24 protein-coding genes and 1 tRNA gene are annotated in these 23,132 nt (G+C 55.9%); 13 read left to right on the forward strand and 12 right to left on the reverse strand.

Features of this window, described 5'->3' with window-relative positions:
- Window positions 1-584, forward strand: a 584-nt coding sequence (locus AC2TDJ_RS11415) for a hypothetical protein (protein WP_480842268.1), incomplete at its 5' end; no start/stop codon positions are given.
- Window positions 585-919: 335 nt separating this feature from the next.
- Here the strand turns inward: AC2TDJ_RS11415 and AC2TDJ_RS11420 are convergent.
- The 5 genes from AC2TDJ_RS11420 to AC2TDJ_RS11440 form a co-directional block, all read right to left on the reverse strand.
- Window positions 920-2,068 carry a trypsin-like serine peptidase gene (locus tag AC2TDJ_RS11420; RefSeq protein ID WP_480842270.1) on the reverse strand — a complete coding sequence of 383 codons (1,149 nt, stop codon included), beginning with the start codon at window positions 2,066-2,068 and terminating at the stop codon, window positions 920-922.
- A 227-nt stretch (window positions 2,069-2,295) separates the two neighbouring features.
- Window positions 2,296-3,402 carry a hypothetical protein gene (locus AC2TDJ_RS11425; RefSeq protein ID WP_480842272.1) on the reverse strand — a complete coding sequence of 369 codons (1,107 nt, stop codon included), beginning with the start codon at window positions 3,400-3,402 and terminating at the stop codon, window positions 2,296-2,298.
- Between the two features lie 1,319 nt (window positions 3,403-4,721).
- On the reverse strand, window positions 4,722-4,922 hold the full coding sequence (locus AC2TDJ_RS11430; protein WP_480842274.1) for a hypothetical protein: 201 nt from the start codon (window positions 4,920-4,922) through the stop codon (window positions 4,722-4,724).
- A 99-nt stretch (window positions 4,923-5,021) separates the two neighbouring features.
- Entirely contained in the window at window positions 5,022-6,305 is a 1,284-nt protein-coding gene (locus tag AC2TDJ_RS11435) for a DUF6538 domain-containing protein (protein WP_480842276.1), read from the reverse strand.
- Window positions 6,306-6,349: 44 nt separating this feature from the next.
- Window positions 6,350-6,436: transfer RNA gene (locus AC2TDJ_RS11440), tRNA-Leu, on the reverse strand.
- 143 nt (window positions 6,437-6,579) lie between these two features.
- Between AC2TDJ_RS11440 and AC2TDJ_RS11445 the strand changes: the two genes are divergently transcribed.
- Window positions 6,580-7,239: a DsbA family oxidoreductase gene (locus AC2TDJ_RS11445; protein WP_480842278.1), complete on the forward strand. Its 660-nt coding sequence runs from the start codon at window positions 6,580-6,582 to the stop codon at window positions 7,237-7,239.
- A gap of 39 nt (window positions 7,240-7,278) precedes the next feature.
- Window positions 7,279-7,974 (forward strand): lipoyl(octanoyl) transferase LipB, encoded by a 696-nt coding sequence (lipB, locus tag AC2TDJ_RS11450; RefSeq protein ID WP_480842280.1) that lies wholly within the window; start codon window positions 7,279-7,281, stop codon window positions 7,972-7,974.
- Window positions 7,975-8,242: 268 nt separating this feature from the next.
- On the opposite strand, the gene AC2TDJ_RS11455 is transcribed toward lipB, so the two are convergent.
- Complete coding sequence (locus AC2TDJ_RS11455; protein ID WP_480842282.1) at window positions 8,243-9,187, reverse strand: cation diffusion facilitator family transporter; 945 nt, start codon at window positions 9,185-9,187, stop codon at window positions 8,243-8,245.
- A 77-nt stretch (window positions 9,188-9,264) separates the two neighbouring features.
- On the opposite strand from AC2TDJ_RS11455, the gene AC2TDJ_RS11460 reads away from it, so the two are divergent.
- The gene (locus tag AC2TDJ_RS11460; RefSeq protein WP_480842284.1) at window positions 9,265-9,678 is read left to right on the forward strand and encodes a MerR family transcriptional regulator; all 414 of its coding nucleotides are present in this window, start codon (window positions 9,265-9,267) and stop codon (window positions 9,676-9,678) included.
- Window positions 9,679-9,685: 7 nt separating this feature from the next.
- Here the strand turns inward: AC2TDJ_RS11460 and AC2TDJ_RS11465 are convergent, their stop codons facing one another.
- Entirely contained in the window at window positions 9,686-10,105 is a 420-nt protein-coding gene (locus tag AC2TDJ_RS11465; protein ID WP_480842286.1) for an HIT family protein, read from the reverse strand.
- A 288-nt stretch (window positions 10,106-10,393) separates the two neighbouring features.
- Between AC2TDJ_RS11465 and ctaD the strand changes: the two genes are divergently transcribed.
- From ctaD to AC2TDJ_RS11480, 3 genes are all read left to right on the forward strand, one after another.
- A complete protein-coding gene (ctaD, locus tag AC2TDJ_RS11470) occupies window positions 10,394-12,052 on the forward strand; it encodes a cytochrome c oxidase subunit I (protein ID WP_480842288.1) in 1,659 nt (552 codons plus the stop codon).
- A 145-nt stretch (window positions 12,053-12,197) separates the two neighbouring features.
- Entirely contained in the window at window positions 12,198-12,797 is a 600-nt protein-coding gene (locus AC2TDJ_RS11475; protein ID WP_480842290.1) for a DsbA family protein, read from the forward strand.
- Between the two features lie 45 nt (window positions 12,798-12,842).
- Window positions 12,843-13,334, forward strand: a complete 492-nt coding sequence (locus tag AC2TDJ_RS11480; RefSeq protein ID WP_480842293.1) for a DUF2244 domain-containing protein — start codon at window positions 12,843-12,845, stop codon at window positions 13,332-13,334.
- A gap of 7 nt (window positions 13,335-13,341) precedes the next feature.
- On the opposite strand, the gene AC2TDJ_RS11485 is transcribed toward AC2TDJ_RS11480, so the two are convergent.
- Window positions 13,342-13,824 (reverse strand): GatB/YqeY domain-containing protein, encoded by a 483-nt coding sequence (locus AC2TDJ_RS11485; protein WP_480842295.1) that lies wholly within the window; start codon window positions 13,822-13,824, stop codon window positions 13,342-13,344.
- 183 nt (window positions 13,825-14,007) lie between these two features.
- On the opposite strand from AC2TDJ_RS11485, the gene carA reads away from it, so the two are divergent.
- Window positions 14,008-15,174 (forward strand): glutamine-hydrolyzing carbamoyl-phosphate synthase small subunit, encoded by a 1,167-nt coding sequence (gene carA / locus AC2TDJ_RS11490; protein ID WP_480842297.1) that lies wholly within the window; start codon window positions 14,008-14,010, stop codon window positions 15,172-15,174.
- A gap of 81 nt (window positions 15,175-15,255) precedes the next feature.
- Window positions 15,256-17,175: a glycosyltransferase family 2 protein gene (locus AC2TDJ_RS11495; protein WP_480842299.1), complete on the forward strand. Its 1,920-nt coding sequence runs from the start codon at window positions 15,256-15,258 to the stop codon at window positions 17,173-17,175.
- Here AC2TDJ_RS11495 and AC2TDJ_RS11500 read toward each other — a convergent pair.
- Window positions 17,132-17,779: a GntR family transcriptional regulator gene (locus tag AC2TDJ_RS11500; protein WP_480842301.1), complete on the reverse strand. Its 648-nt coding sequence runs from the start codon at window positions 17,777-17,779 to the stop codon at window positions 17,132-17,134. The genes AC2TDJ_RS11495 and AC2TDJ_RS11500 overlap by 44 nt on opposite strands.
- Before the next feature lie 100 nt (window positions 17,780-17,879).
- Here AC2TDJ_RS11500 and AC2TDJ_RS11505 point away from each other — a divergent pair, with 100 nt between their 5' ends.
- The 3 genes from AC2TDJ_RS11505 to AC2TDJ_RS11515 all read left to right on the forward strand — a co-directional run bounded on the left by AC2TDJ_RS11505 (window position 17,880) and on the right by AC2TDJ_RS11515 (window position 20,130).
- On the forward strand, window positions 17,880-18,524 hold the full coding sequence (locus tag AC2TDJ_RS11505; RefSeq protein WP_480842302.1) for a pyrimidine 5'-nucleotidase: 645 nt from the start codon (window positions 17,880-17,882) through the stop codon (window positions 18,522-18,524).
- A gap of 86 nt (window positions 18,525-18,610) precedes the next feature.
- On the forward strand, window positions 18,611-18,859 hold the full coding sequence (locus AC2TDJ_RS11510) for a hypothetical protein (RefSeq protein ID WP_480842304.1): 249 nt from the start codon (window positions 18,611-18,613) through the stop codon (window positions 18,857-18,859).
- A gap of 74 nt (window positions 18,860-18,933) precedes the next feature.
- Window positions 18,934-20,130 carry a UbiH/UbiF family hydroxylase gene (locus AC2TDJ_RS11515; RefSeq protein ID WP_480842306.1) on the forward strand — a complete coding sequence of 399 codons (1,197 nt, stop codon included), beginning with the start codon at window positions 18,934-18,936 and terminating at the stop codon, window positions 20,128-20,130.
- A gap of 13 nt (window positions 20,131-20,143) precedes the next feature.
- Here the strand turns inward: AC2TDJ_RS11515 and AC2TDJ_RS11520 are convergent, their stop codons facing one another.
- On the reverse strand, window positions 20,144-21,271 hold the full coding sequence (locus tag AC2TDJ_RS11520) for an aminotransferase class V-fold PLP-dependent enzyme (protein ID WP_480842308.1): 1,128 nt from the start codon (window positions 21,269-21,271) through the stop codon (window positions 20,144-20,146).
- 230 nt (window positions 21,272-21,501) lie between these two features.
- Between AC2TDJ_RS11520 and AC2TDJ_RS11525 the strand changes: the two genes are divergently transcribed.
- Entirely contained in the window at window positions 21,502-22,203 is a 702-nt protein-coding gene (locus AC2TDJ_RS11525) for a histidine utilization transcriptional repressor HutC (protein ID WP_480842310.1), read from the forward strand.
- Window positions 22,204-22,209: 6 nt separating this feature from the next.
- On the opposite strand, the gene AC2TDJ_RS11530 is transcribed toward AC2TDJ_RS11525, so the two are convergent.
- Entirely contained in the window at window positions 22,210-22,668 is a 459-nt protein-coding gene (locus AC2TDJ_RS11530; RefSeq protein WP_480842312.1) for an Lrp/AsnC family transcriptional regulator, read from the reverse strand.
- Entirely contained in the window at window positions 22,665-23,120 is a 456-nt protein-coding gene (locus AC2TDJ_RS11535; protein ID WP_480843023.1) for an Lrp/AsnC family transcriptional regulator, read from the reverse strand. The genes AC2TDJ_RS11530 and AC2TDJ_RS11535 overlap by 4 nt, the downstream gene beginning before the upstream one ends.
- Between the last annotated feature and the right edge of the window lie 12 nt (window positions 23,121-23,132).

Raw genomic sequence — 23,132 nt, forward strand, 5'->3', positions numbered from 1 at the left:
AAACCCTCTCTTATCAAATCGACTCAAACTGCCCCATTGGTGCTGACGTCAGACAATTCAATCTCGAGTTTGTCGAAATAGATGAAATAATAGAGAAAATCGACACCTCTCTCGCTGAGAAGGTTGCAGGCGAAATTCTCCAACAGCGAGACGCTGCGACTGATGGGTCTCGAATTCTAGCAATGAATGACGCACAGATGGCATTGTTTGTGAATTCTGAGAGAACTTCTAGACAAGAGAGAGTGTCGACAAATCTTTACGGTTACAAAACTTGGTGGTTGACCGAGGAAACTGCAGTTCTCCGGGCACTACGAAAGCACGAGCAGAAAGCGGATGTCGTTATGCACCCTCAGTTTTTGATGAACCACTTCATTCTTGATCCAAAATTTATCAAGGCAAACAAAAAGAATGACCGTGAGATAATGCCGACGCTTTTCGGCTTGAGGATTACCGACAGAGTTCCACCCGGAGAAATGAAGGAGTTTATCAGAAGCATTGGAGACTTGGCAGGATTGGACGAAGCAGCCCAAAAGGCTCGTATTCGGGCAGCGGCCAATAAACTAAAAAGACGCAGACCGGGATAAGTCTGTTTCTGTCAAAGCACCAATTCTAGGCTGTCAAATGGGACTGGCAAAAAAGCCAGGCCAAATTCCTCCTATTGTAACCCTAGAGCTATTGCAGCCTCAGCGTTCTCACGGTTCCTCTGAGTTCTCTCGAAGAATGCCCGGCTTCCCTTGTGTACCGCAAAGACTATCGAATGGTTGTCCAAATATTCAGTTGCGGCATTTGCGTGGGCCCTTTTGAAATCCTTTCCAGGAAAAAATTTAGTGCAATCATCCATTTTGAGAACCGGAACCGGCTCAATCGCTCCCTTGCGTGAGCCAGCACCAGACGCCGGAATTCTACTCTGCAAGCGGGTTTAATTTGCGGCCGTCCACAGAGCTTTGTTTTTAAAGCCAGTACCATTGTTAGAACCAGCATTGCCTAAGCAACCGGCGTTCGTGTGGATTCCGTAGGAAGTTTCGACTCCTTTCCCGCTAGTTGAAACAATTGGGGAGCCAGAATTACCTCCTTCAGTGTCCACCTTATGTTTGAGCACGACGTTGTTTGGACCGCGCCGGTATTCTCCAATTAAGCCACCCTTGTCGACTTGTTGAACATGATGTGATGTCATCGGCGTGAAGTCTGCACCATAGCCAATTACTGTGACCTCGGAAGGCGGAGTGGCATTTGACAACTCAAATCCACTACCTTGTACATCGAATGCCGTACGACCGGTTTGTTTGTTTGGTAAGATAGAGAATACAGCCCAATCATTCCCAATCTTATAAGGCTTGGAGTAGACAATTGAAGAGTGATCGATGTCGTATTGGTCTCTAATTTTCGACCGTCTTAGTAATCCGTTAACCGTGGATGAAGGCACATTGAACTCAATCTGAATCATTCCCGTAGCCGGTTCAACGCAATGACCAGCAGTAAACACTTTGCCGTTCGAACTGAGCCAGCCAGTACAGGCAACTGGCATAATCCGGCCCACAAAAGCGTGTTGCGAAAGTTGGCGATTATCTTCCGCTCCACACTGTGACTCTGGGCCCAGTTGTTCACCGCCTAATGGTACGCCCCCTGTCTCAATGCCCCTTCCCGGTTCGGTACCCCAAATAGCTCCGTCGATACCTACACCTTCGGTTTCAATACTGTTGCCGAAATCGGTATCCTCGGGATGAATTCCAGTATAGACAAAAACGGTGTCTCCATTAAATGCAGCTGTGTAACCAGCCTCAGGTAAATCGCCAGGCCGGAATATTTGAAATTCGCCGTCAGTAGCGGATTGAACCGCGATGAAACTGTTTGGACCGATTTCGACTTCACCGAGAGCAAACTGCGTCCAGCTTGCACCTGGAATTTGTTTGGACGCAACGAAGAAGCTCAGTTCGTCGACATTGACCTCTGAGCCTTCAGGTTGGTTTCGTAGTGCTTCGAGTAGCAATGTAGAAAGCTCAGTTGGAACTTGGGCTGCCGACCCCAACTCGACCGGCGAAATAGAGAAGGACTCTGGATTTTCATCCACTTGGAACGAAGTCTTTCCCTGGGATAATACCGCGCTTGACCAAGTCAGACAGAAAACCATCGAACACGCGGACAGTACTGGCTTTTGGTTACTTAGCATTACTCAATTCCTTTCATTCAAGTTACAAACAAGAAAAATACTCAAATCATATCTGTCAGCCATAACCTGTGCTGCCGCACATTGAAAAACGCTTCGCCAAAGTGGAATTGCCACGATGGCGGTATGGATCATTGTCGGCTTAGTTCGCTCATCATAGCAGCGAGTTTTGGGAAAGGGTTTGGACCAATCGGAGACTCTGTCCCAGCTCCCCTCGTTCCTACACCAATGAACCTGATTGAAGTTCCGCCAGCATTTTCATTGCGCTCGCTGCCACCGATTGTTTCATACGAAAGATTGTAAAAAAACTCATACATTGCTGCATGCTGAGCGGCTTCGACAACTGTCCCAACAAAGGCTCGCACGATTGTCGGGAGCGTCTCCGTGTCACCAATCGATAGCTTCCCGCCAATAACATAGCTCAGCTCTGCGCCACCAAATTGTTCGATAATTAGACTAGCAGCTCGAGTGGACTGCTCAGAAGCGGCCGCAGAAATAGTGCGCATGACCTTGTATTCCAACTCAGTAATGCCACAAACTTTCGGATCTGAGGTCAAGCCAGCGGTTTCGACTGCGCCAAACGATACCGAGGTTGGTTTGTTAGAGTTTTCACCAGGTAAGTACTCTAGTTTTGTGCCAGAACCACGCGTTAAAACAGGAGCAGGGCGAATTGAATCGGCAAGGGCTTCTGCAAAGATACGTGTCGCCGCTCCAAATCGTTCTGAACCGTAGGTAAGACTCAGCTCTAGTTGCTTTAACTTGTCCCCTTTCCTAGTTACGAAACCATCGTTTAAGAACGCCCTAAAATAGGTTTTGAATAGCGAGACATTTGCGGCCGAGCTTTCCGCATCGCCGACAAAGACATCCTGATTATAGAATTCCAAACCTTGCTGGAGCTCTTTTTCAAGTTTCTTGAAATCGGAGTTGCTAAGACGTGAATTAACGGCTCTAGAAGTAGATTCATAACGTATTGTTCTCATGCCGGGCACTGCAGATTCGGTCACAGCCACTGGAGTCTGAAATAGCTCTGCCAATACGCGATTCAGACGCTCAATTCCAGTATCAGGTATTGCACTTGCAGCTCTTTCAGGTGGGCCAGATTGACCAACCACTTGGCAAGACAGCGAGAAGCCTGTCGGAATGTCATCCCATTTTGTTACATAATCCGTTGGATCGACCGAAGCACAGCTGGCCAAAGCCACAATCGGAATCGCGAGAAACAAGTCTCTTCGAAACATAAAAACAATCTCCAAAAATAATACTTGCTATCGTCGGTTGATCGCCGAGAAGTTGTCAAGTGGAATTTAATGCCCAAAAATCCTGGCAGGAAATCATGTTGTCACTCGGCCCACCCAGGATCATCTGGGTTAGCTCCATGTTGCTCCCGGTAGACACGGTGATATCCGCTTGGACCGTAAGACTGTCCTCTTCCTTCCCTCTGATTTGCTCAATCTGATCAGAGGTGAACTGGCCGTACTATTTGTTTACGCCTCATCGGGCGTTTCTGTTGTTGTCCATATATGAATTTTCCTTGAAAAATGGTCTTTCGAGGGGCGCATCAATCGTTGCGCCACTTGGAGTTTTCCCCGAACCAGCGAAAGAGAGCCTTTGATAAGACCCTTTTCACCAGCACAAGGAAAAGTGCTGCTCTACCCCTTAAATGAGGCAGCACAAAAGTAATCTAGTGTGTTGAGTTACGGTTTCTGGAAGTGAACATCAGGCTTCTGTGTGTCCCGTCGCAAGACGCTGTGAGGAAACCCCGAAGCCGCGATGGTTAAACACACGTCCCTCATCAGTTTTACCCAGAGGTAGTGAGATTTAGATCATCATTTACGCATCATCGAAAAGACATGTCTGTCTCTTCTAGCAACCCCACCATGAGACCTAGCAATCTCGCATCGGATACGTCCCGTCCGACTGGTCTAGGGTGATGACCTTCATATTCAATTATCAAAGAGCGTAGCCGCCTTTCAGCAACCAGCCAGCAGAACAGACTCGCACCACCAACTTAACCAAGTTTCTATCCTTTATCGGAGAGATTGTAAAGGCGATATATTCAATTAATTGTAATTATTACAATTACCCCTTAACATTGATGAAGACTTCTCTCCGGTATCGTAACTAATAGGTAAAAAATGCACCACCAAATCCAACCCGGAATCGAGTTTCTACGGCGGTTCGAACAGTTTGATACTAAAATGCAGTTGAGCACGGCTCTAACGCTCCTATACATAGCCAGACATCAGGATCGACCTCAGGGCGTAACAACCGCGGATATACAAAACTGGGTCGGCTTGGGTACTGCGGCAGCTAGTAGAAACACGAATTACTGGGGCCAAGGTACTGCTGACATGCCGAATTCGGGTGTCAATTTGATCAGTGTTTCCATCAACCCAAATGACCGTCGCAAACGAGAACTGCGATTGACACCGAGAGGGGAAAACTTCGTTGCACAGTTGGAAGCAATCCTCTCTGGCACCAAAGAAAACTAGTCTATCCGACAAAGAAAGGGGCCAGCGCCTTTGCTAGCCCCTTGCTTGCGAAGTTTCACTAAGCCTTAGCAAACTAAGGCAGCAAATTCAGCGTCAACTGGATGTGCTTCCCCGGTCACCTGCTCGTAAGCATGCGTGACGTCCATCAGCCGCTTCTTGAGGCTTTCCCGGTCATACTGATTGTTCAGCCCCCATCCGGTTTTTAGTTCCAACCCTGCGATCAAATCAGCGTTCTTCTGGTCGACCAGCATCAGATAGTGCAACATAACCCGCTCATGGAGTGCTTGAGCCACCGACAGCGTTCTAGGCTTTTCATTGTCATCTTCTTTTTCTTCTCTACTCGATTGGTTTCTTGGGGTTTAATTTCAGTGTGCTTCAAGTCGAACCGAGGGCGACACGAGACTGCCCCCGAGTTCATCATACAATGCCTTGAAGGTTGTCAGGATCACATCGTCCAACTCTGCCCTCTTGGCGTAGACGCTGATACCAATGTCATCCTTGTTGGAGTGACCGACTGCAAGGTTCCTTGCCTCTCGGGCTACACCAGCGTTCACCAGTGCCGATACGGCGGTTCGTCTGAACGAGTGCATGTCCCATTTGGAATTGTCGCCCTCCAAACTCTTCCTCGCCTTCTCCAAGGCTTTCCCGAGGTAGTGACTAGGCTGCTTGTCGTAACCACCTAGGTTGATCCGAGGGAACAACCGACCTTCATTCTCTGGGCAAGCCGGTTCGACAATGGCTGCTTGCTTCATAGCCTTTCGAAGCAATGCACAGTCATCCTCACCTACGATCATGACTGACCGCTTCCCCGCTTCTGTCTTACTCTCAGGAATGTTGATGCAGATGTAATCGCCTCGGTCCTCTATGTCGGACAGGGAACGTCCACAGATTTCGTTCAGTCGGCATCCGGTAACCCAGAGTAGCCGCACGGTGACGAGCATTTCGAATTGGTATTTGAGGGCGGAGTTGCCAGCGATGTATGTGAGAAGGCTCTCAGCTTCTTCTCTGGTTACAGGTCTTAGCTTCTTCTCCCTTGGGTCTGCATTCTTCTTCTGACCCGCCACCCGTCTCAGGAGAGACGAAAAGGGATTGCGTACATCAGGATCAACCAAGCCCCAGTGATCCAAGACGCGCCAGTAGGACGCCAGACAGCACTGATAGGACTGTAATGATCGTGCCGAGAGAAGTTCACCAGTACGTTCAGAGGGTGTCCTTTTGAGGTACTCCATGAAATCCAGAGCCAACGCCCTGTTGATTTCAGTAACCTCAATGTTCCCAGCGAATGCCTCAAAGCCCTCAAGGTGCTGTCTGTACCTCACCTTAGTGGACTCCTTGATACCGTCTGCTTCGGTCATCCAGCGACGAGCCGTGTCCCTTACGGTGTTCCCTTCTTGCGGGTTGTGTCGTGCAACTTGATTGATCACAGGCTCAGGCATTGAACCCTCACCGATAGAGGCAAGAATTTCCGACAAGACCTCTTTTCGTCTGACTAAAGCCTCAGCCAAATCCTGCGTTCCGAGACCCCGCACGATCTCTTTCTTGCCAATGATAGCTTGATATTCGTTGGGAACTGCGACTCTGACCGCGTATCCCTTGCCTCTCTTAAAGAGGCCCTTTGGCACCCGTACATCCATCTCAAAAGGCTCCATTTACCGTTACATTCGGCGAAGAAACCTGTTGAAAATCAAGCACTTGGTGCGGTCGAGAAGACTCGAACTTCCACGGGTGTTACCCCACAGCGACCTCAACGCTGCGCGTCTACCAATTCCGCCACGACCGCACTGCCAATGACTTGGTAGAGGCGCGTATAGACGGACAGGCGCAGGATGTGAAGAGGCAAATATACGGGCGGATTGATTTCATTTTCGCACTTCATATCTGTAGCTCATATGAAATCCTAAAGCCTATAGTCAGGAGCATTGCATGACAGCCGCTGACCCTCGCCCCGTTGTCCAGATCGACGTCGTCTCGGATGTTGTGTGCCCCTGGTGCATTGTGGGATTTCGCCAGCTTGATCTGGCGCTTCAGCAGGAAAACGTGCTGGCGCGACTGCGATGGCATCCGTTCGAACTGAACCCGAACATGGGCCCATTGGGGCAAAACCTGCGCGAACATATTATGGAGAAATACGGCTCGACCGCAGAACAGAGCCAGCAAGCCCGCGACCGCCTAACCACTTTGGGGGCCGAGCTTGGGTTCGTCTTCAGTTTCAACGACGACAGCCGAATCTACAACACTTTCGCGGCGCACCAACTCTTGGATTGGGCTGAGGGTCAGGGGCGGCAGCATCCGCTCAAACTGGCGCTGTTCGATGCCTATTTCACCCAGCAACGTGACGTTTCAGACACCGAGGTCCTGATGGGCGCGGTCGAGGCGGCCGGATTGGACCCAACGGCAGCACACGCCGCGCTGGATTCTGGTGCTCATGCCGAACCGGTCCGAGAAAAACAGCAGTTCTGGACCAGCCGGGGCATTTCCGGTGTCCCCGCAATGGTGTTCGGCGGCAAGTATCTGCTGACCGGCGCACAAGGAACCGACACCTATGCGCAGGCGCTCCAAAGGTGCCTGTCCGAGGCCGCCTGAGGTCTTTCCCCCACCCCGCAGACCGTCTAAGGACATCACATGGAATGGAAGACGACCGACGGGCTGACCGATTACGACGAGGCCATTGCTTTTATGGAAGCACGTGTTGCCGCCATTGCGGCGGGCGAGGCAGACGAGTGCATCTGGCTGCTGGAGCATCCCGCGCTTTACACGGCTGGCACATCCGCCAAACGGGAAGACCTGACCGATCCCGACCGCTTTCCCGTGTATGAAAGCAAACGCGGCGGGCAATACACCTATCACGGGCCGGGCCAGCGCGTCGTCTATGTCATGCTAGATGTCGGAAAACGAGGCCATGACGTGCGCCGTTTTGTCGAACAGCTGGAAAACTGGGTTATTGCTGCGTTGGCGGAATTTAATGTCACCGGGGAAATACGCGAAGGGCGCGTCGGCGTCTGGGTCCAGCGCAATGACAAACCACTTACTGCGACGGGTCAGACAGCCGAAGACAAGATCGCGGCCATCGGCATCCGGCTGAGGAAATGGATCAGCTTTCACGGGATTTCGATAAATGTCGAACCGGATCTGGATCACTTTGGCGGTATTGTCCCCTGCGGCATTCAGGAACACGGTGTCACATCGCTGGTCGACTTAGGTTTACCGGTCACAATGGCGGATGTGGATGTGGCGCTGAAAAAGACGTTCGGCGAAGTTTTCGATCTGCCCCACCCCTCACAGGTTACGCCGAAATCACCCGCCCGAATCGCGAAATAGCGCAAAAAGTGACAACAATCGCCGTGAACAAGTTACTCTGTTTCTAAAAAGCCACGGAGTTTCCCCTAGGTTAACCCTAATTAGCGTAAAATTCAGGGTTTCTTCACGTCCCCCCGATACAAGCCGCTGGGAACCACGTAGTATGTAATGACCGTTCAAGAGTGAGTGGTGTGTTAACCGGTGAACCGGGCAGAGCCCGAGAAATCCGAGAAGTGTTTTGGTTACGAGTCTGCCGTTCCGACCCCATATCGGAACGGCAATTCTCGTTTTAGGGCCGGTGCTTTTTCAAATGCCCAAATCGCATCGGTTCCAAACAGGCCCGATCCGAATATTCCAGTTCCAGCGTCGTGTGACCGATGGCAAAGCGTTCCTGCAGCATTTGCCTGACGGCAGCCTGAATGTCCGCCGCGCGTGACCAGTCCTCTGCCGCGATAACCAAGTGAGCTGTCAATGCCGGCTCATTTTCCTGCATGCTCCACAGGTGGATGTGGTGCACATCTGCGACGCCATCGGCACTTTCAATTGCTACAGCAACGCTTTCAGGCTCCAAGTCAGGCGGGGCAGCCAGCATCAGTACCCGTATCGTTTCTCCGACCTCTGATTTGACGTGCCATAAGATATAGACCGAAATCAGGATCGTGACTGCGGGATCAACCCAGGTCCAGCCGAACAAGATGACCGCTGCGCCGGCTATGATAACGGCAACTGATCCCAATGCGTCGGCCACGTTGTGAATGAACGCGGCCCGGATATTCATGCTGTCTTTGGCCATAGCGTAAGTCAGCGCGGCCGTGATCAGGTCAACGATCAGGGCGATACCGGCAATCCAGACCACGATCCAACCATTGACCGGTTCCGGCTCGACGAACCGCATAACGCCTTCATAAAGCAGGTAAACCGACAAAACGATCAATGTGGTGTAGTTGGTCAGGGCAGCGACGACCTCGGCACGACCGTAACCAAAGCTCATCCGAGGGTCGGCTGGGCGCCGCGCGATCTTGCGGGCGAAGAATGCAATGATCAGAGCTATGGCGTCCGAAAAGTTGTGCAACGCATCCGCGATCAGCGCCAATGAGCCGGACAGAATACCACCTACGATCTGTGCCAATGTCAGGAACATGTTTACAGCGATGGCCCAGGCGACCCGGGCGTCGCCAGCATGAGGATCGATATGGTTGTGGGAATGTCCCGCGTGAGAATGCTGTTGTGGCATAGGTATTGTCTTCTTGTTTCTTCGCTAACCGCAAGGTAATTCCTCTAGTCACTAGAGGTTCAAGAGGTTTCCACAAAATGTTGTCGATTGGCGATCTTTTCCGTCGCACCGGGGTCAAGGTTCCCACGATCCGGTTTTATGAAGAAAAGGGTCTGCTGCCGCAGCCGGAACGGACGGCTGGCAACCAGCGCCGCTATGACGAAGCTTCGCTGAGGCGCCTGCAGTTCATTCGCCACACCCGGGATCTGGGATTGCCGTTGGCGGATATCGAGGCCCTATTGACATTGGAAGGCGCGCAGGGTGCGGATCTGGACCGTGCTCATGATATCGCGCAGAGGCAACTTGCCGATCTGCGCGATCGGATTCAGCAGCTAAAGCGACTGGAAAAAGAACTTGCGCGCATTACCGCGGCCTGTGACGGGCAGCACGACCATGTATGCGCCGTGTTGCACGCGTTTGGAGATCACGACGCCTGCGATGGGTCGCATTAAGGGCGGTTCAGGCCAAAGCGGCGCGGATTTTCTCGGCCTGTTCGGCAATCAGGTCGAAATCTCCCATGTTGCCGGGCGGACGCATGGCAACACCTTCGTAGCGCGGTAATATGTGGAAATGCAGGTGAAAGACCTCCTGCCCGCCCGCTACCTCGTTGAACTGCTGGATTGTGACACCATCCGCGTCAAACGCCGCCTTGGCGGCACGCGCCAGCTTTTGAACGGTGGTCATCACGGCGGACAATTGCCCGGACGACGCATCCAGTATGTTCCGGCAGGGTGTCTTGGGGATCACCAGAAGGTGCCCGTCGGAACGTGGCATGATATCCATGAACGCCAGCGTCTCGTCATCCTCGTAAACGCGTGTTGCCGGGATTTCCCCGCGCAGAATCTTGGCAAAGATGTTTTCGGGATCATAGGCGGTCATTTTTCGTTCTCCGGTCCTGAGATTTCTCCATTTTCTGCGGCCCTGCCCTCCAAGGGTCAAGGTTGTTTTTTTGTTCGACGACGCGCCTCTTGAAACTTGGCGGACAATGCACAGATACCCCGCATCTGTGACAAAATCCGCTGGGCAAACGTCGCCCCGCGACAATTAATCTTGATCCAGATCAAACTCGGCCATTGAAGGTCGCCCCCTCGCATTCTAAAACCAGCAGGAATCCCGCGCGTTGGAGAGGTCCGACTGCGCGGTGTAGTTGTAACAGGAGGCACCTAAATGGCAGACGCAGCCATTCATGGTCACGAGCATGAAGACCAGCGCGGATTTTTCACGCGCTGGTTCATGTCGACCAACCACAAGGACATCGGGATTCTCTACCTGATCTTCTCGGCCATCGCCGGGTTCATCTCGGTGGCGATGACCGTCTACATGCGGCTCGAGCTGATGCACCCAGGTGTGCAGTACATGTGCCTGGAAGGCTTCATGGCCGACCCATGTACCCCTAACGGACACCTTTGGAACGTGATGATCACCTATCACGGTGTTCTGATGATGTTCTTTGTGGTCATCCCGGCTTTGTTCGGTGGATTTGGCAACTATTTCATGCCGTTGCAGATCGGCGCGCCGGATATGGCCTTCCCGCGGATGAACAACCTGTCCTTCTGGCTGTACGTCGCTGGCACGTCGCTGGGCGTCGCCTCGCTGCTGAGCCCCGGTGGTAACGACCAGCTTGGTTCGGGCGTGGGCTGGGTTCTGTACCCGCCGCTGTCGACGACCGAAGGCGGCATGTCCATGGACCTTGCGATCTTCGCCGTGCACGTATCGGGCGCCTCCTCGATCCTCGGCGCGATCAACATGATCACGACCTTCCTGAACATGCGTGCACCGGGCATGACCCTGTTCAAGGTACCGCTGTTCAGCTGGTCGATCTTCGTCACCTCGTGGCTGATTCTGCTGTCGCTGCCGGTTCTGGCAGGCGCGATCACCATGCTGCTGATGGACCGCAACTTCGGCTTCACCTTCTTTGATCCGGCCGGTGGCGGTGACCCGATCCTGTATCAGCACATCCTGTGGTTCTTCGGACACCCGGAAGTGTACATCGTGATCCTGCCCGGTTTCGGCATCATCAGCCATGTGATCGCGACCTTCTCGCGCAAGCCGATCTTTGGCTACCTGCCGATGGTCTGGGCGATCATCGCAATTGGTGTTCTGGGCTTCGTTGTTTGGGCACACCACATGTACACGGTTGGCATGTCGCTGCGTCAGCAGGCTTACTTCATGCTGGCCACGATGGTCATCGCGGTTCCGACAGGAGTTAAGGTCTTCTCGTGGATTGCGACCATGTGGGGCGGTTCCATCGAGTTCAAGACGCCGATGTTGTTCGCGTTTGGCTTCCTGTTCTTGTTCACCGTTGGTGGTGTGACCGGCGTTGTACTGTCGCAGGCCGGTGTAGACCGCGCCTATCACGACACCTACTACGTGGTTGCGCACTTCCACTACGTGATGAGCTTGGGTGCCGTCTTCGCGATCTTTGCCGGTGTATACTTCTACTTCGGCAAGATGACTGGTCGCCAGTATTCCGAGTTCTGGGGCAAGGTTCATTTCTGGCTGTTCTTCATCGGCGCCAACCTGACCTTCTTCCCGCAGCACTTCCTGGGCCGTCAGGGCATGCCGCGCCGCTACATCGACTATCCCGAGGCATTTGCCCTGTGGAACTATGTTTCGTCGATTGGCGCGTTCATCTCGTTCGCCTCGTTCCTGCTGTTCTTCGGCATTGTGTTCTACGCCCTGTTCCGTGGCGCACGCGTGACCCAGAACAACTACTGGAACGAATACGCGGATACGCTGGAATGGACCCTGCCCTCGCCACCGCCCGAGCACACGTTCGAGCAGTTGCCGAAGCAGGAAGACTGGGACAAGGGCCACGCGCACTGATCCCACTAAGATAGAGTTCAAAACCCCTCCCCAGTGGCGGGGTTTTTCTTTGAGGAAACGTCGGAACCCGCGCGTTGGTCGCCAGAGCGACAAAAATCGGCTATCCTGTTTCGGGCAATGAACCGGCCAGACGGAGGCTCAGTCCATGCCCGAAATCGATTTTTGGTATTCTATTGGAAGCACATACAGCTTTCTGACCATCATGCGGCTGGACGGGTGGTGTGACGATAATGGTGTCAGCGTTCATTGGAGGCCCTTCAATGTCCGGGCCGTCATGTCCGCGCAACAGAACATCCCCTTTGCCGGCAAACCGATAAAATCGGCCTATATGTGGCGTGACATTGAACGCCGGGCCGCCAAGTACCAGATCCACGCCAAGCTGCCCGCGCCTTACCCGATCTCGGACCTTCCGCTTGCCAACCAGGTTGCGTTGCTGGGCATGACGGAAGGCTGGGGCAAATCCTTTACCCAGTCACTCTACCGCATCTGGTTCGAGGACGGGGTTGAAGCCGGCGGGGAACAGGCGATTTCAGAGGCACTGCATCGCTGTCAGGAAGACCCGAGGCTGGTTCTTGCCCGTGCGCGCAGCCCCGACACAATCGAGGCGCTTGAGGCCGAAACTGAGACCGCAATCAAACTGGGTGTTTTCGGCGCTCCCAGTTTTGTTGTCCGGGACGAAGTGTTCTGGGGGGATGACCGGCTGGAGGATGCCCTGTCATGGGCCAAAGTTGGTCACGTCGTCTGACGATTATTCCTTCGACATTGGGCCGCGTTGCGATATTTGACAGCTATGCCTTATCGTTGGAAACACACCACAGAAGCCGAGCAGGAATTGCGCCTTTGGCCACATAATTCTCTGCCCCCGCGTGCGGCGATGGGCGTCATTCTGGCTGTGTTCCTGTTTGGATTGATTCCTCTGCTGGCCGTTTTGGGCTCGGTGCTTTTGTGGGGGCTTCTGCCGTTCCTACTTATCACCGTTCTGGGCCTTTGGCTGGCCTTTGAAATGAACTACCGCGCGCGTAGCGTGTTCGAAATTTTGACGCTCAGCCAAAGCCAGGCCCGGTTGGTTCATCACAACCCACGAACCGGCGATCTGGAGTGGTCCTGCAACCGCCACTGGGCGCGCCCGGAAATGCACGAAACCGGTGGCCCCGTTCCACACTACGTCACCCTGATCGGCGACGGGCGCGAAGTGGAAATCGGGGCGTTTCTGTCCGAAGACGAACGCATCGCACTTTACGACGAGTTAACGCAAAAACTGCGCGATCCCGCCGCGCAGTAATCCGTCGTCAGTTGCCGTTTGAAGCTGCGCACAGATGGTCCTTGACCATCGGCCCAACCTTGCCGAAATCCATCTGACCTGTGTAGCGTGTCTTGAGCTCACCCATCACCTTGCCCATGTCGCGGATCGATCCCGCACCGGTGGAGGTAATGGCCGTCTGAATGGCTTTGGCAACCTCGTCTTCGTCCAGCTGCTTGGGCAGAAACTCCTCGATGACGGCAACTTCCTGCATCTCGCGCTCGGCCAGATCCAGTCGACCGCCCTCTTCGTAGGCGCGTGCGCTTTCCTTGCGCTGCTTGGTCATTTTTCCAAGAATTTCAAGCACCTCTGCGTCGCCACAGCCCTTGGCCTCTTCATTATCCGAGGCGCGCGCGGCTATGTCACGGTCCTTGATCGCGGCATTAATCAGGCGCAGTGTCGACAGGCGCTCGGCCTGCTTGTCTTTCATTGCTTGCTTCAGGGCGGCATTCACCCTTGATCGCATATCCATTTGGTCTGTCCATCCCCATGGCAACGGAACCCCGAACATATCGAAACAAAAAGCACGATACAACAGGGTACAAATAGTGCTAAGCCTTTGAAAATCAACAATAGCCCAAAATTTGAACAGACTTGACCCTGCGACGTATCCCCCTTAGGAATGCGCCGATTTACCCTGCAGGAGAGTCGCGCCATGGCCCAGAACGCCCCGTCCAAGCCCACCGCATGTCTGGCTTTGGCCGACGGAACGCTGTTCTACGGCCACGGGTTCGGCGCAACCGGCCAGACCGTGGCCGAGCTTTGTTTCAACACTGCAATGACAGGCTATCAGGAGATCATGACTGACCCGTCCTATGCCGGCCAGATCGTAACCTTCACTTTCCCGCATATAGGCAATGTCGGTGTGAACCCCGAGGATGACGAGACCGGTGATCCAGTGGCCGAGGGCATGGTGGTGAAATGGGACCCGACCGAGCCGTCCAACTGGCGCTCGGCCGAAGAACTGAAAAACTGGCTGGCGCGCCGCGGTCGCATCGCAATCGGCGGCGTCGATACCCGCCGCCTGACCCGCGCGATCCGACAACAAGGTGCACCGCATGTAGCTTTGGCTCATGATCCGGACGGCAATTTCGACATTGAAGCCCTGATTGCCGCTGCACGTGGATTTGCCGGGTTGGAAGGCATGGATCTGGCAAAGGACGTCACTTGCACCCAAAGCTACCGCTGGGATGAGATGCGTTGGGCCTGGCCTGACGGGTACCAGCGACAGGAAGCACCGGTTCACAAAGTTGTCGCGCTGGATTTCGGCGCCAAGCGCAACATCCTGCGTTGCCTCGCCTCGGCAGGCTGCGACGTGACTGTCTTGCCCGCAACCGCAACGGCAGCCGAGGTTCTGGCGCATGAGCCCGATGGCGTGTTCCTGTCCAACGGTCCGGGCGATCCGGCCGCAACCGGCGAATACGCGGTTCCGATGATCAAAGAAGTCCTGGACACTACCGAACTTCCCATTTTTGGCATCTGCCTGGGTCATCAGATGCTGGCACTGGCCCTTGGCGGTCAGACCGTCAAGATGAACCACGGCCATCACGGCGCCAACCACCCCGTCAAAGATCTTGAGACCGGCAAGGTCGAGATCACCTCGATGAACCATGGTTTTGCCGTCGATGCGCAGTCCCTGCCTGATGGTGTCGTCGAGACACATCGCTCGCTGTTTGACGGCTCGAACTGCGGAATCCGCATGACCGATCGCCCGGTCTATTCAGTGCAGTACCATCCAGAGGCTTCGCCCGGACCGCAGGACAGCTTTTATCTGTTCGAACGCTTTGCAGATGCCATGGCAGGCAGGAAGGCTCGGGCCTAAGCCCCCAATTCTTCAGCGTTAACCTGACGTTAACCCTGTTTTGACAACCCTGTCGCTCAACACGGGCGGCAGGGTTTCTTCATGGTCGAACTGAATTTTCAACGTCTGGCTCCGGTTCTCCCCGTTCCTGGACCCGACGCCCGAAAGCCACTGGGCACTTGCTTGCTGGAGCAAGGCATCATCACACCACAGCAATTGTCGGCGGCCCTGAATAAACAACACCGGCAAAAAGCACCCTTGGGCGAAATCCTGGTGGGTGAGGGCTGGGCCAACCGGCAGGACGTACTTAAGGCACTGTCTGACCAAAGCGGACTACAAATTGCAGATTTCACGCAAACGTCGCCTGACCCGGAGCTTTGTGCGATCAAACCCGCCGAGTTCTGGTTGGAGCACAACGCCATTCCTTGGACACGTATTGGACCTTTGCTGCTGGTAGCCACGTCGCGACCGGACCGGTTCGACCCTGTGGCTGCGGCGCTGCGCGATTGTGGTCATTCAGCTGTTCCTGTTCTGGCCGGAACTGACCAGATCGACGCAGCGATTGCGTGTGTATTTGCGCAACCATTAGCTCAGGCGGCGGAGGCACGCGTTGACCAAGCACAAAGCTGCCGCACATGGACGGCCCGCTCGCGGTCGGTTCCGGTGGTTCTGCTGTTGATCCTTTGCTGCGCAATGGCGGCTCTGCCGCATATTGGGCTGGCCTTCTTGTTTGGAGTAACGGTGCTGACGCTTGTGATGTTTCTGTTTCTTCGTTTGGCGGGCCTGATTGCATACCTGTCACCAAAGCCGGCCCCACCGGAACCGGAGTCGAGTGCCCCGCCCCGCCTGCCTTGCGTTTCGATCATGGTCCCTCTGTTCCAAGAGAAGGAGATCGCCGATGCCCTGATTGCCCGGCTACAGCGGTTGACCTACCCCAAAGCGCTGCTGGACGTGATCCTTGTTCTTGAGGAACGGGACGACGTGACCCGCGCAGCCTTACGTGATGTGAGCCTGCCAAGCTGGATCCGCGTTGTCGAAGTTCCCGAGCGCGGCAAGCTGACGACCAAACCCCGAGCCATGAATTATGCGTTGGACTTTTGCCGGGGTGAGATTCTAGGCGTTTGGGATGCCGAGGACGCCCCGGTTCCGGATCAGATCGAAACGGTTGTCCGTCACTTCGCCAATGCGCCTGACAACGTTGTTTGCCTGCAGGGCGCGCTGGATTACTACAACCCGCGCACCAACTGGCGGTCGCGCTGCTTCACCATCGAATACAGTGGCTGGTTCCGCGTTATTCTGCCCGGAATTGCCCGATTGGGTCTGGTCGTTCCCTTGGGCGGCACAACATTCTTTTTCCGCCGCGACAAGTTGCTGGAGCTAGGCGGCTGGGACGCACACAACGTAACCGAGGACGCCGATCTGGGTGTGCGCCTGTGCCGCGCGGGTTACCGGACCGAAATCGTGAACACGGCCACCTATGAAGAGGCGAACTTTCGCGCCTGGCCCTGGGTCAAACAGCGCTCACGCTGGCTCAAAGGGTTCATGGTTACCTATCTGGTGCATATGCGATCTCCATGGAGATTGCTGCGCGACCTGGGGATTCTAAGGTTCCTGGGTGTCCAGGCCTTTTTTCTCGGGACCATTGGTCAGTTCCTGCTGGCCCCGGTGCTTTGGGTGTTTTGGCTGGCTTTTCTGGGGGTCTCACACCCATTTCAGGGCATTGTTCCCACCGGAATACTAACGGCCTGCCTCTACCTTTTTCTGCTCGCCGAGGCGGCCAACTGCCTGGTCGGTGGTCTCGGAGTAGCGGCGGGGAACAGGCGCTTCCTGATCCCATGGGTTCCGACGATGGCATTGTATTTTCCGTTGGGCGTGTTGGCGGCCTACAAGGGTCTTTGGGAGCTGGCGGTCAAACCGTTCTTCTGGGACAAGACCCAACACGGCCACGCGACCGAGGAAATGCCGACCGCCAATCGCCTTATTTCTCGCGCTGCACCGCGTCCTGCTTCAGGCGCGTCATGAAAGCGATCGAGATGTGGTCTTTCAGCGCGTGCGCCGCGGCATCTTCGTCGCGGGCCGCGATTGCATCGACGATCTTCTTGTGTTCACTTTGCGCGATTTCACCCCGCCCCTGAACGGCCAGCGAAGTCGTCGCCATAAGTGCCATCGTCCGATGCACAAGGTCCAGCTGCTGCACAAGATACCGGTTGTGTGAGGCCAGGTGGATCTGCTCGTGAAACCGCCGGTTGGCGCGCGACAAGGCAGACGGGTCGTCGACCAGCGCGTCATCCGCCGCAACCATGTCCTTGAGCACCTTTATCTCTTCCTCGGTTGCATGACGGGCTGCCAACCGCGCCGCCAGCCCCTCAAGCTCGCGCCGCACCACATACAGCTCGGCCATCTGGTTGTGATCCAGTGACGCCACAATCAGCGACCGCCCGTCCCGTTCCAGCAGCGATTGCGTCTCAAGCCGCTGCAACGCCTCGCGGATCGGCGTGCGCGACACGCCGAACCGTTCGGCCAATTCGCTCTCGACAAGACGATCGCCCGGTTTGTACACGCCCACGTCAATGGCTTCGAGTATCAGGCTGTAAGCGTCCCTGTTGGACTGTTTTGTATGGGGCATGGGGTCTTTGTCTCCTCGTTCGGACATGTCTATCCGTCACAGGGGCCAACGATCAAGAGCAGGCATTGAAAACCGTCCCCAGCCAGCCTAAACCAAGATCATGGTGAAACAGGCCTTTGATCACGTCACCCAATGGGTGTTCGACCTCGACAACACGCTCTACCCGCCGCATATGCGTCTTTTCGATCAGATCGAGGTGCTGATGACGGACTACGTCGTTCAGGCCATTGGCGTGGATCGCCCCGAGGCTGACCGGCTGCGCAGCCACTATTGGCGTGAATACGGCACCACGCTTGCCGGTCTTATGGCAGAACACGATCTTGACCCCGACCCCTATCTGCATGCGGTGCACCAGGTGGACATGAGCCATATGGAGCCTGACAACGCATTGGCGGATCATATCCGCGCGCTGCCCGGTCGGCGGATCGTCTACACCAATGGCTCGGCCCCTTATGCCGAGCGTGTTCTGGCGGCGCGTGGCCTGAGCGGCCTTTTCGACGCGATCTATGGCGTGGAACATGCTGGCTACCGCCCAAAGCCCGAAAAGGCCGCGTTCGAGACGGTGTTTGCCCAGGACGGTATCCAGACGGAAAAAGCCGCCATGTTCGAGGATGACCCGCGCAATCTGGCCGCCCCGCACGAGATGGGAATGCGCACTGTCCACGTGGCTCCGGATCGGCACGAGGCGGATCACATTCACCACCACACCGACGATCTGACCGGCTTTCTGGCCCGCCTGCGGTAGCCTGTCACACTGCGACGATCTGCTCATTCTGCACCTGCAGCATAGCTCCTATATGCCGTTTTGCGACGAACAGAACGGAGACCCCCATGAGCGCGATCGAGATGCCTCGGCGCCTGCCCATCTGGCAGCGCCTGTTGTTTGCAATCCCCGTTTTTGGCTGGCTGGCCCGCGATGCGGCCAACGGTGCAGCCGAAGACTGGTATTACACCGCGGCGGCAATCGTCAGTATGTGGGGCTGTTCGGTGATGTTGTTCGGGCTGCCCGGCCTGTACATCCCCGCATTGGCAATGGTGCCGATGATGTTCATCCTCCTGATCCTGATTTCGCGCGGATGAGACGCGGGACAGGATGTCACTTGGCGCAGCGCACTGATCGGCACTAGGTTCTGCCGGGAACGGAGACCTGCGCCATGACTGACACCTGTGACATCCTGATTTCCGGCGGCGGCATCGCTGGGCTGACTGCCGCTGCCGCCTTTGGAGCCGCCGGATTTGACGTGATTTGCGTCGATCCCGCCCCACCGGTCACCGAACGGGATGCTGACGGTTCGGACTTGCGGACAACGGCGTTTCTTCAACCAGCCCGCGGGCTGCTGGAGCAATGCGGCCTGTGGCAGCGGTTGGATTCGCATGCTGCGCCGCTTCAAATCATGCGCATTGTGGATGCGGGCGGAGACGTACCTGAACCCCGTGTCGTGCGCGACTTTAACGCCTCGGATATTTCCGACCAGCCCTTTGGCTGGAACCTGCCAAACTGGCTGTTGCGGCGCGAGATGGTGGCGCGACTTGCCGAGCTGCCAACTGTCGATTTCCGGCCGGGCACCGGCACCGTCAACCTGTTCACCCGCACCGCCGAGGCGCGCGTGGGTCTCAGCGACGGTTCCCGCATTCGCTGCAAGCTCGTGGTGGCTGCAGACGGGCGGGCTTCACCCATGCGCGAAGCTGCTGGTATCAACGTTCACACGACACGTTACGGGCAGAAAGCGCTGGCCTTTGCCGTCACCCACCCGATTCCGCATGACAATGTCTCGACCGAGATTCACCGCTCCGGTGGACCTTTCACGCTGGTGCCGCTGCCCGATTGGCAGGGGCGGCCCTCGTCGGCCATCGTGTGGATGGAGCGAGGTCCCCGCGCCGTCGACCTTCTGAACCTGGACCCCGAGTCCTTCGAGGCCGAGATGACGGAACGGTCCTGCGGGTTGTTCGGCCCGCTGAAACTGGCCTCACGCCGGACAATCTGGCCGATCATCAGCCAGTCGGCCGAGCGCCTTTCGGCTGAGCGTGTCGCCCTTATGGCCGAAGCCGCCCATGTGGTCCCTCCGATCGGGGCGCAGGGGTTGAATATGTCGCTCGGCGATCTGCGCAGTCTGCTGGACCTGGCGCAAGCGCGCCCGGACGGGTTGGGAGACGCGCAAATGCTCGAGGCGTATCACAAGGCGCGTCATAACGAGATCGCGCTGCGTGTCAAAGGAATCGACCTGTTGAACCGCGCCTCGATGATAGAGGCGCGACCGCTGCGGGATGCACGGGCCATGGGGCTGAACGCGCTCTATTCTCTGCCACCGGTGCGAAAAACGCTTATGCAGATGGGCCTCGGCGTGCGCTGAGGCTCACCGAGCATTACAGCACCTGGTCCAAGACACGTTTCAGGCGCGCAATGGTGCCCTCCACATCATACAGCTTGTCGAGACCGAACAGGCCCAGACGGAACGTGCTGAACCCCTCGGGCTCGTCACATTGCAGCGGAACACCAGCCGCGATCTGCATACCCAGCGCAGCAAATTTCTTACCGCTTTGAACCTCGGGATCGGACGTGTAGCTGACCACAACACCCGGTGCGCCAAACCCATCAGCTGCGACCGATATGATGCCCTTGTCCCCGAGCATCGCGCGGACACCAGCGCCCAGCGCCCATTGCGCGTCACGCAGTTTGTCGAATCCGTAATCCCGTGTCTCGACCATCGTATCGCGGAACGCGCGCAACGCATCGGTCGGCATCGTCGCGTGATAGGCGTGCCCACCGTTTTCGTAGGCCTGCATAATCTGCCGCCATTTTTTGAGATCAATTGCAAAGCTGTCCGACGTTGTCTCTGCCAGTCGGGCCTCGGCCTGATCCGACAACATCACCAAACCGGCGCACGGTGAGGCGCTCCATCCCTTTTGCGGAGCGGATATCAAGACGTCCACACCACTCGCTTTCATATCGACCCAGGCACAGCCCGAGGCGATGCAGTCCAACACCATCAAGGCACCGACTTCATGCGCTGCAGCTGCCATGGCTGAAACGTAGTCGTCGGGCAGTATTACACCGGCGGCGGTTTCTACATGTGGCGCAAAAACGATGTCTGGCCTTTGCTCATGTATGGTCGCCACGACCTCCTCAATCGGTGCGGGGGCAAAAGGGGATGGGCTGCTATTCCCGGTCTCACGCGCCTTCAGAACAGTTGCCTTCGCTGTCAGGCCCCCGGTTTCGATGATCTGGCTCCAGCGATAGGAAAACCAACCGTTGCGCACGACCAGAACACTGGCCCCGCGTGCGAACTGCCGGGCAACGGCCTCCATTGCGTATGAACCGCCGCCCGGAATGACCGCCACCCCGTCAGCGTTGTACACCTCGCGCAGCAATCCCGAGATATCACGCATCACCTGCTGAAAGCTCGCTGACATGTGGTTGAGGGAGCGGTCCGTGAAGACAACCGAAAATTCTTCGAGGCCATCGGGGTCAACATGTTCCAGCAATGCAGGCATCTTCTGTCCTTTCCTGACGTTTCCACGTTTCTGCACCCTCCGGTCGCGAAGGTAAAGATGATCGAAACGGGAATATTGACCTTGGGTCAACGGTAACCATCGGTATTATTTTGATATTTCCAGCGCCACAAAGTGAAGAAATGACGCCAAATAGTGTCACCCTCTCTTTACACCATGGCGTGTTTCTGACCAGATAAGCACACTTTGAACTAGAAAAGGTATTGCTGCACGTGACTGCGCACAAACGGATTAGTTTTCAGGTTGTACGGGACGAGGTCAAAAGACGGATCGAAGCACGCGTGTGGCCGCAGGGATCCCTTTTGCCCACCGAAACGCAGTTGGCCGAAGAATTCAATTGCGCGCGCGCCACAGTAAACCGCGCCCTGCGCGAACTGGCCGAGCAGGGATTTGTCGAGCGCAAGCGCAAAAGCGGAACCCGTGTCAAGAAAGAGCCCCGGAAGCAGGCGAAACTGGAGATCTCTCTGGCCCGTCAAGCGGTTGAGAACCAGAACTCGACATACCGGTATGCATTGGTCGAACGCAATCTTGTCTACAGCCCCGGCTGGCTGACTTCGCAGCTCAACGTCGAAGCAGACGCTCGCGTGTTGCACGTGATTTGTATGCACTACGCAGACAATCGACCGTTCCAGCTTGAAGAGCGTTGGATCAATATCGAAACCGTACCCGATGTCGAACACGCCGACCTGAGCAATAGCGGCCCGCATGAATGGTTGCTGCACGCGGCCCCTTTTACCGAAGCGGAAATCGCGTTCTGCGCGATCTCGGCCGACAGTCGGCTGGCCGAGTACATGGGAACCACGACCGGCACGTCCATGATCCAGCTAGAGCGCACCACCTGGAAGGACGGGCAGCCGATGGCATTTGCGCGCATGACGCATCATCCGGGCTTTTGCATCCGCACCAGATACTGACGAAAGTCAACCGATCGGCCCCGGCAGGCGTTCCTCGCTCAGCAATACATTTGCTTCGACATCCCCCGCCCCTGGAAGCGTCATGATCCGCCGTCGCAGAACCCGTTCAAAGTCGGACAAATCACGTGCGACCACTCGCAGGCGATAGTCGTATAATCCAAGAACGTGCTCGACTGTCTGAACCTCGGGAATGGCGCTCACGGCGCGTTCAAAGTCCTCTAGGCTAACTTGTCCCTTTCGAGCCAGCTTCACGCCGAGGAAAACGGTCACACCGAAACCCAGAGCCTCGGCATTCAGCCGCAAACGCCGCCCCTTGATGATGCCCGCTTTCTCCAGCCGCCGAATGCGCCGCCACGTGGCGGGTTGGCTCAGTCCAAAGCGACGGCCAAGCGCGCCGGCACTTTGTGTCGCGTCCTGAACCAATGCGCGCAGGATCATTCGGTCGATTTCATCCAGATCGATCATACCGGCAAAACCTCGTCGCGCTTAAGCCGCGCGATATGCATCAGGGCTTCGATATCTGCGATATGTGGCAACGGCAGGATACGGTCCCTGTAAACCTGCTGATAATGGGGCATATCGCGCGCCAGTACGGACAGGCGGACATCAACCCGCCCAAGGAATGTCTGTATTTCGATGACTTCAGCGACCTCGCGCGCGGCGGCGGTAAATTCGTCGAAGGCCCGCGGTTGCGTCTTGTCCAACGTGACCCGCAGGGAAACCTCCACCGCATAACCCAGCGCAGCCCAGTCGATCACGGCCTCTTGACCCTGGATAATGCCTGCTGCCTGCATCTTCTCGATCCGTCGCCAACAGACCCCCGAACTGATCCGGCACAAGTCCGCAAGTTCCGCGGCGGAAAGGCTCGGATCGGCCTGAAAATGGCGCAGGATGCGGCGATCCAGATCATCAAGCATGAATTTCTTACT

Source organism: Ruegeria sp. HKCCD6647-2 (assembly GCF_057221075.1).

What these genes read in the sequence shown, in the direction of transcription:
- AC2TDJ_RS11425 (WP_480842272.1), bottom strand. Translation starts at nt 3,402, where the DNA reads ATGTTTCGAAGAGACTTGTTTCTCGCGATTCCGATTGTGGCTTTGGCC.
- AC2TDJ_RS11430 (WP_480842274.1), bottom strand. Translation starts at nt 4,922, where the DNA reads ATGTTGCACTATCTGATGCTGGTCGACCAGAAGAACGCTGATTTGATC.
- AC2TDJ_RS11435 (WP_480842276.1), bottom strand. Translation starts at nt 6,305, where the DNA reads ATGGAGCCTTTTGAGATGGATGTACGGGTGCCAAAGGGCCTCTTTAAG.
- AC2TDJ_RS11445 (WP_480842278.1), top strand. Translation starts at nt 6,580, where the DNA reads ATGACAGCCGCTGACCCTCGCCCCGTTGTCCAGATCGACGTCGTCTCG.
- lipB (WP_480842280.1), top strand. Translation starts at nt 7,279, where the DNA reads ATGGAATGGAAGACGACCGACGGGCTGACCGATTACGACGAGGCCATT.
- AC2TDJ_RS11455 (WP_480842282.1), bottom strand. Translation starts at nt 9,187, where the DNA reads ATGCCACAACAGCATTCTCACGCGGGACATTCCCACAACCATATCGAT.
- AC2TDJ_RS11460 (WP_480842284.1), top strand. Translation starts at nt 9,265, where the DNA reads ATGTTGTCGATTGGCGATCTTTTCCGTCGCACCGGGGTCAAGGTTCCC.
- AC2TDJ_RS11465 (WP_480842286.1), bottom strand. Translation starts at nt 10,105, where the DNA reads ATGACCGCCTATGATCCCGAAAACATCTTTGCCAAGATTCTGCGCGGG.
- ctaD (WP_480842288.1), top strand. Translation starts at nt 10,394, where the DNA reads ATGGCAGACGCAGCCATTCATGGTCACGAGCATGAAGACCAGCGCGGA.
- AC2TDJ_RS11475 (WP_480842290.1), top strand. Translation starts at nt 12,198, where the DNA reads ATGCCCGAAATCGATTTTTGGTATTCTATTGGAAGCACATACAGCTTT.
- AC2TDJ_RS11480 (WP_480842293.1), top strand. Translation starts at nt 12,843, where the DNA reads ATGCCTTATCGTTGGAAACACACCACAGAAGCCGAGCAGGAATTGCGC.
- AC2TDJ_RS11485 (WP_480842295.1), bottom strand. Translation starts at nt 13,824, where the DNA reads ATGGATATGCGATCAAGGGTGAATGCCGCCCTGAAGCAAGCAATGAAA.
- carA (WP_480842297.1), top strand. Translation starts at nt 14,008, where the DNA reads ATGGCCCAGAACGCCCCGTCCAAGCCCACCGCATGTCTGGCTTTGGCC.
- AC2TDJ_RS11495 (WP_480842299.1), top strand. Translation starts at nt 15,256, where the DNA reads ATGGTCGAACTGAATTTTCAACGTCTGGCTCCGGTTCTCCCCGTTCCT.
- AC2TDJ_RS11500 (WP_480842301.1), bottom strand. Translation starts at nt 17,779, where the DNA reads ATGCCCCATACAAAACAGTCCAACAGGGACGCTTACAGCCTGATACTC.
- AC2TDJ_RS11505 (WP_480842302.1), top strand. Translation starts at nt 17,880, where the DNA reads ATGGTGAAACAGGCCTTTGATCACGTCACCCAATGGGTGTTCGACCTC.
- AC2TDJ_RS11510 (WP_480842304.1), top strand. Translation starts at nt 18,611, where the DNA reads ATGAGCGCGATCGAGATGCCTCGGCGCCTGCCCATCTGGCAGCGCCTG.
- AC2TDJ_RS11515 (WP_480842306.1), top strand. Translation starts at nt 18,934, where the DNA reads ATGACTGACACCTGTGACATCCTGATTTCCGGCGGCGGCATCGCTGGG.
- AC2TDJ_RS11520 (WP_480842308.1), bottom strand. Translation starts at nt 21,271, where the DNA reads ATGCCTGCATTGCTGGAACATGTTGACCCCGATGGCCTCGAAGAATTT.
- AC2TDJ_RS11530 (WP_480842312.1), bottom strand. Translation starts at nt 22,668, where the DNA reads ATGATCGATCTGGATGAAATCGACCGAATGATCCTGCGCGCATTGGTT.
- AC2TDJ_RS11535 (WP_480843023.1), bottom strand. Translation starts at nt 23,120, where the DNA reads ATGCTTGATGATCTGGATCGCCGCATCCTGCGCCATTTTCAGGCCGAT.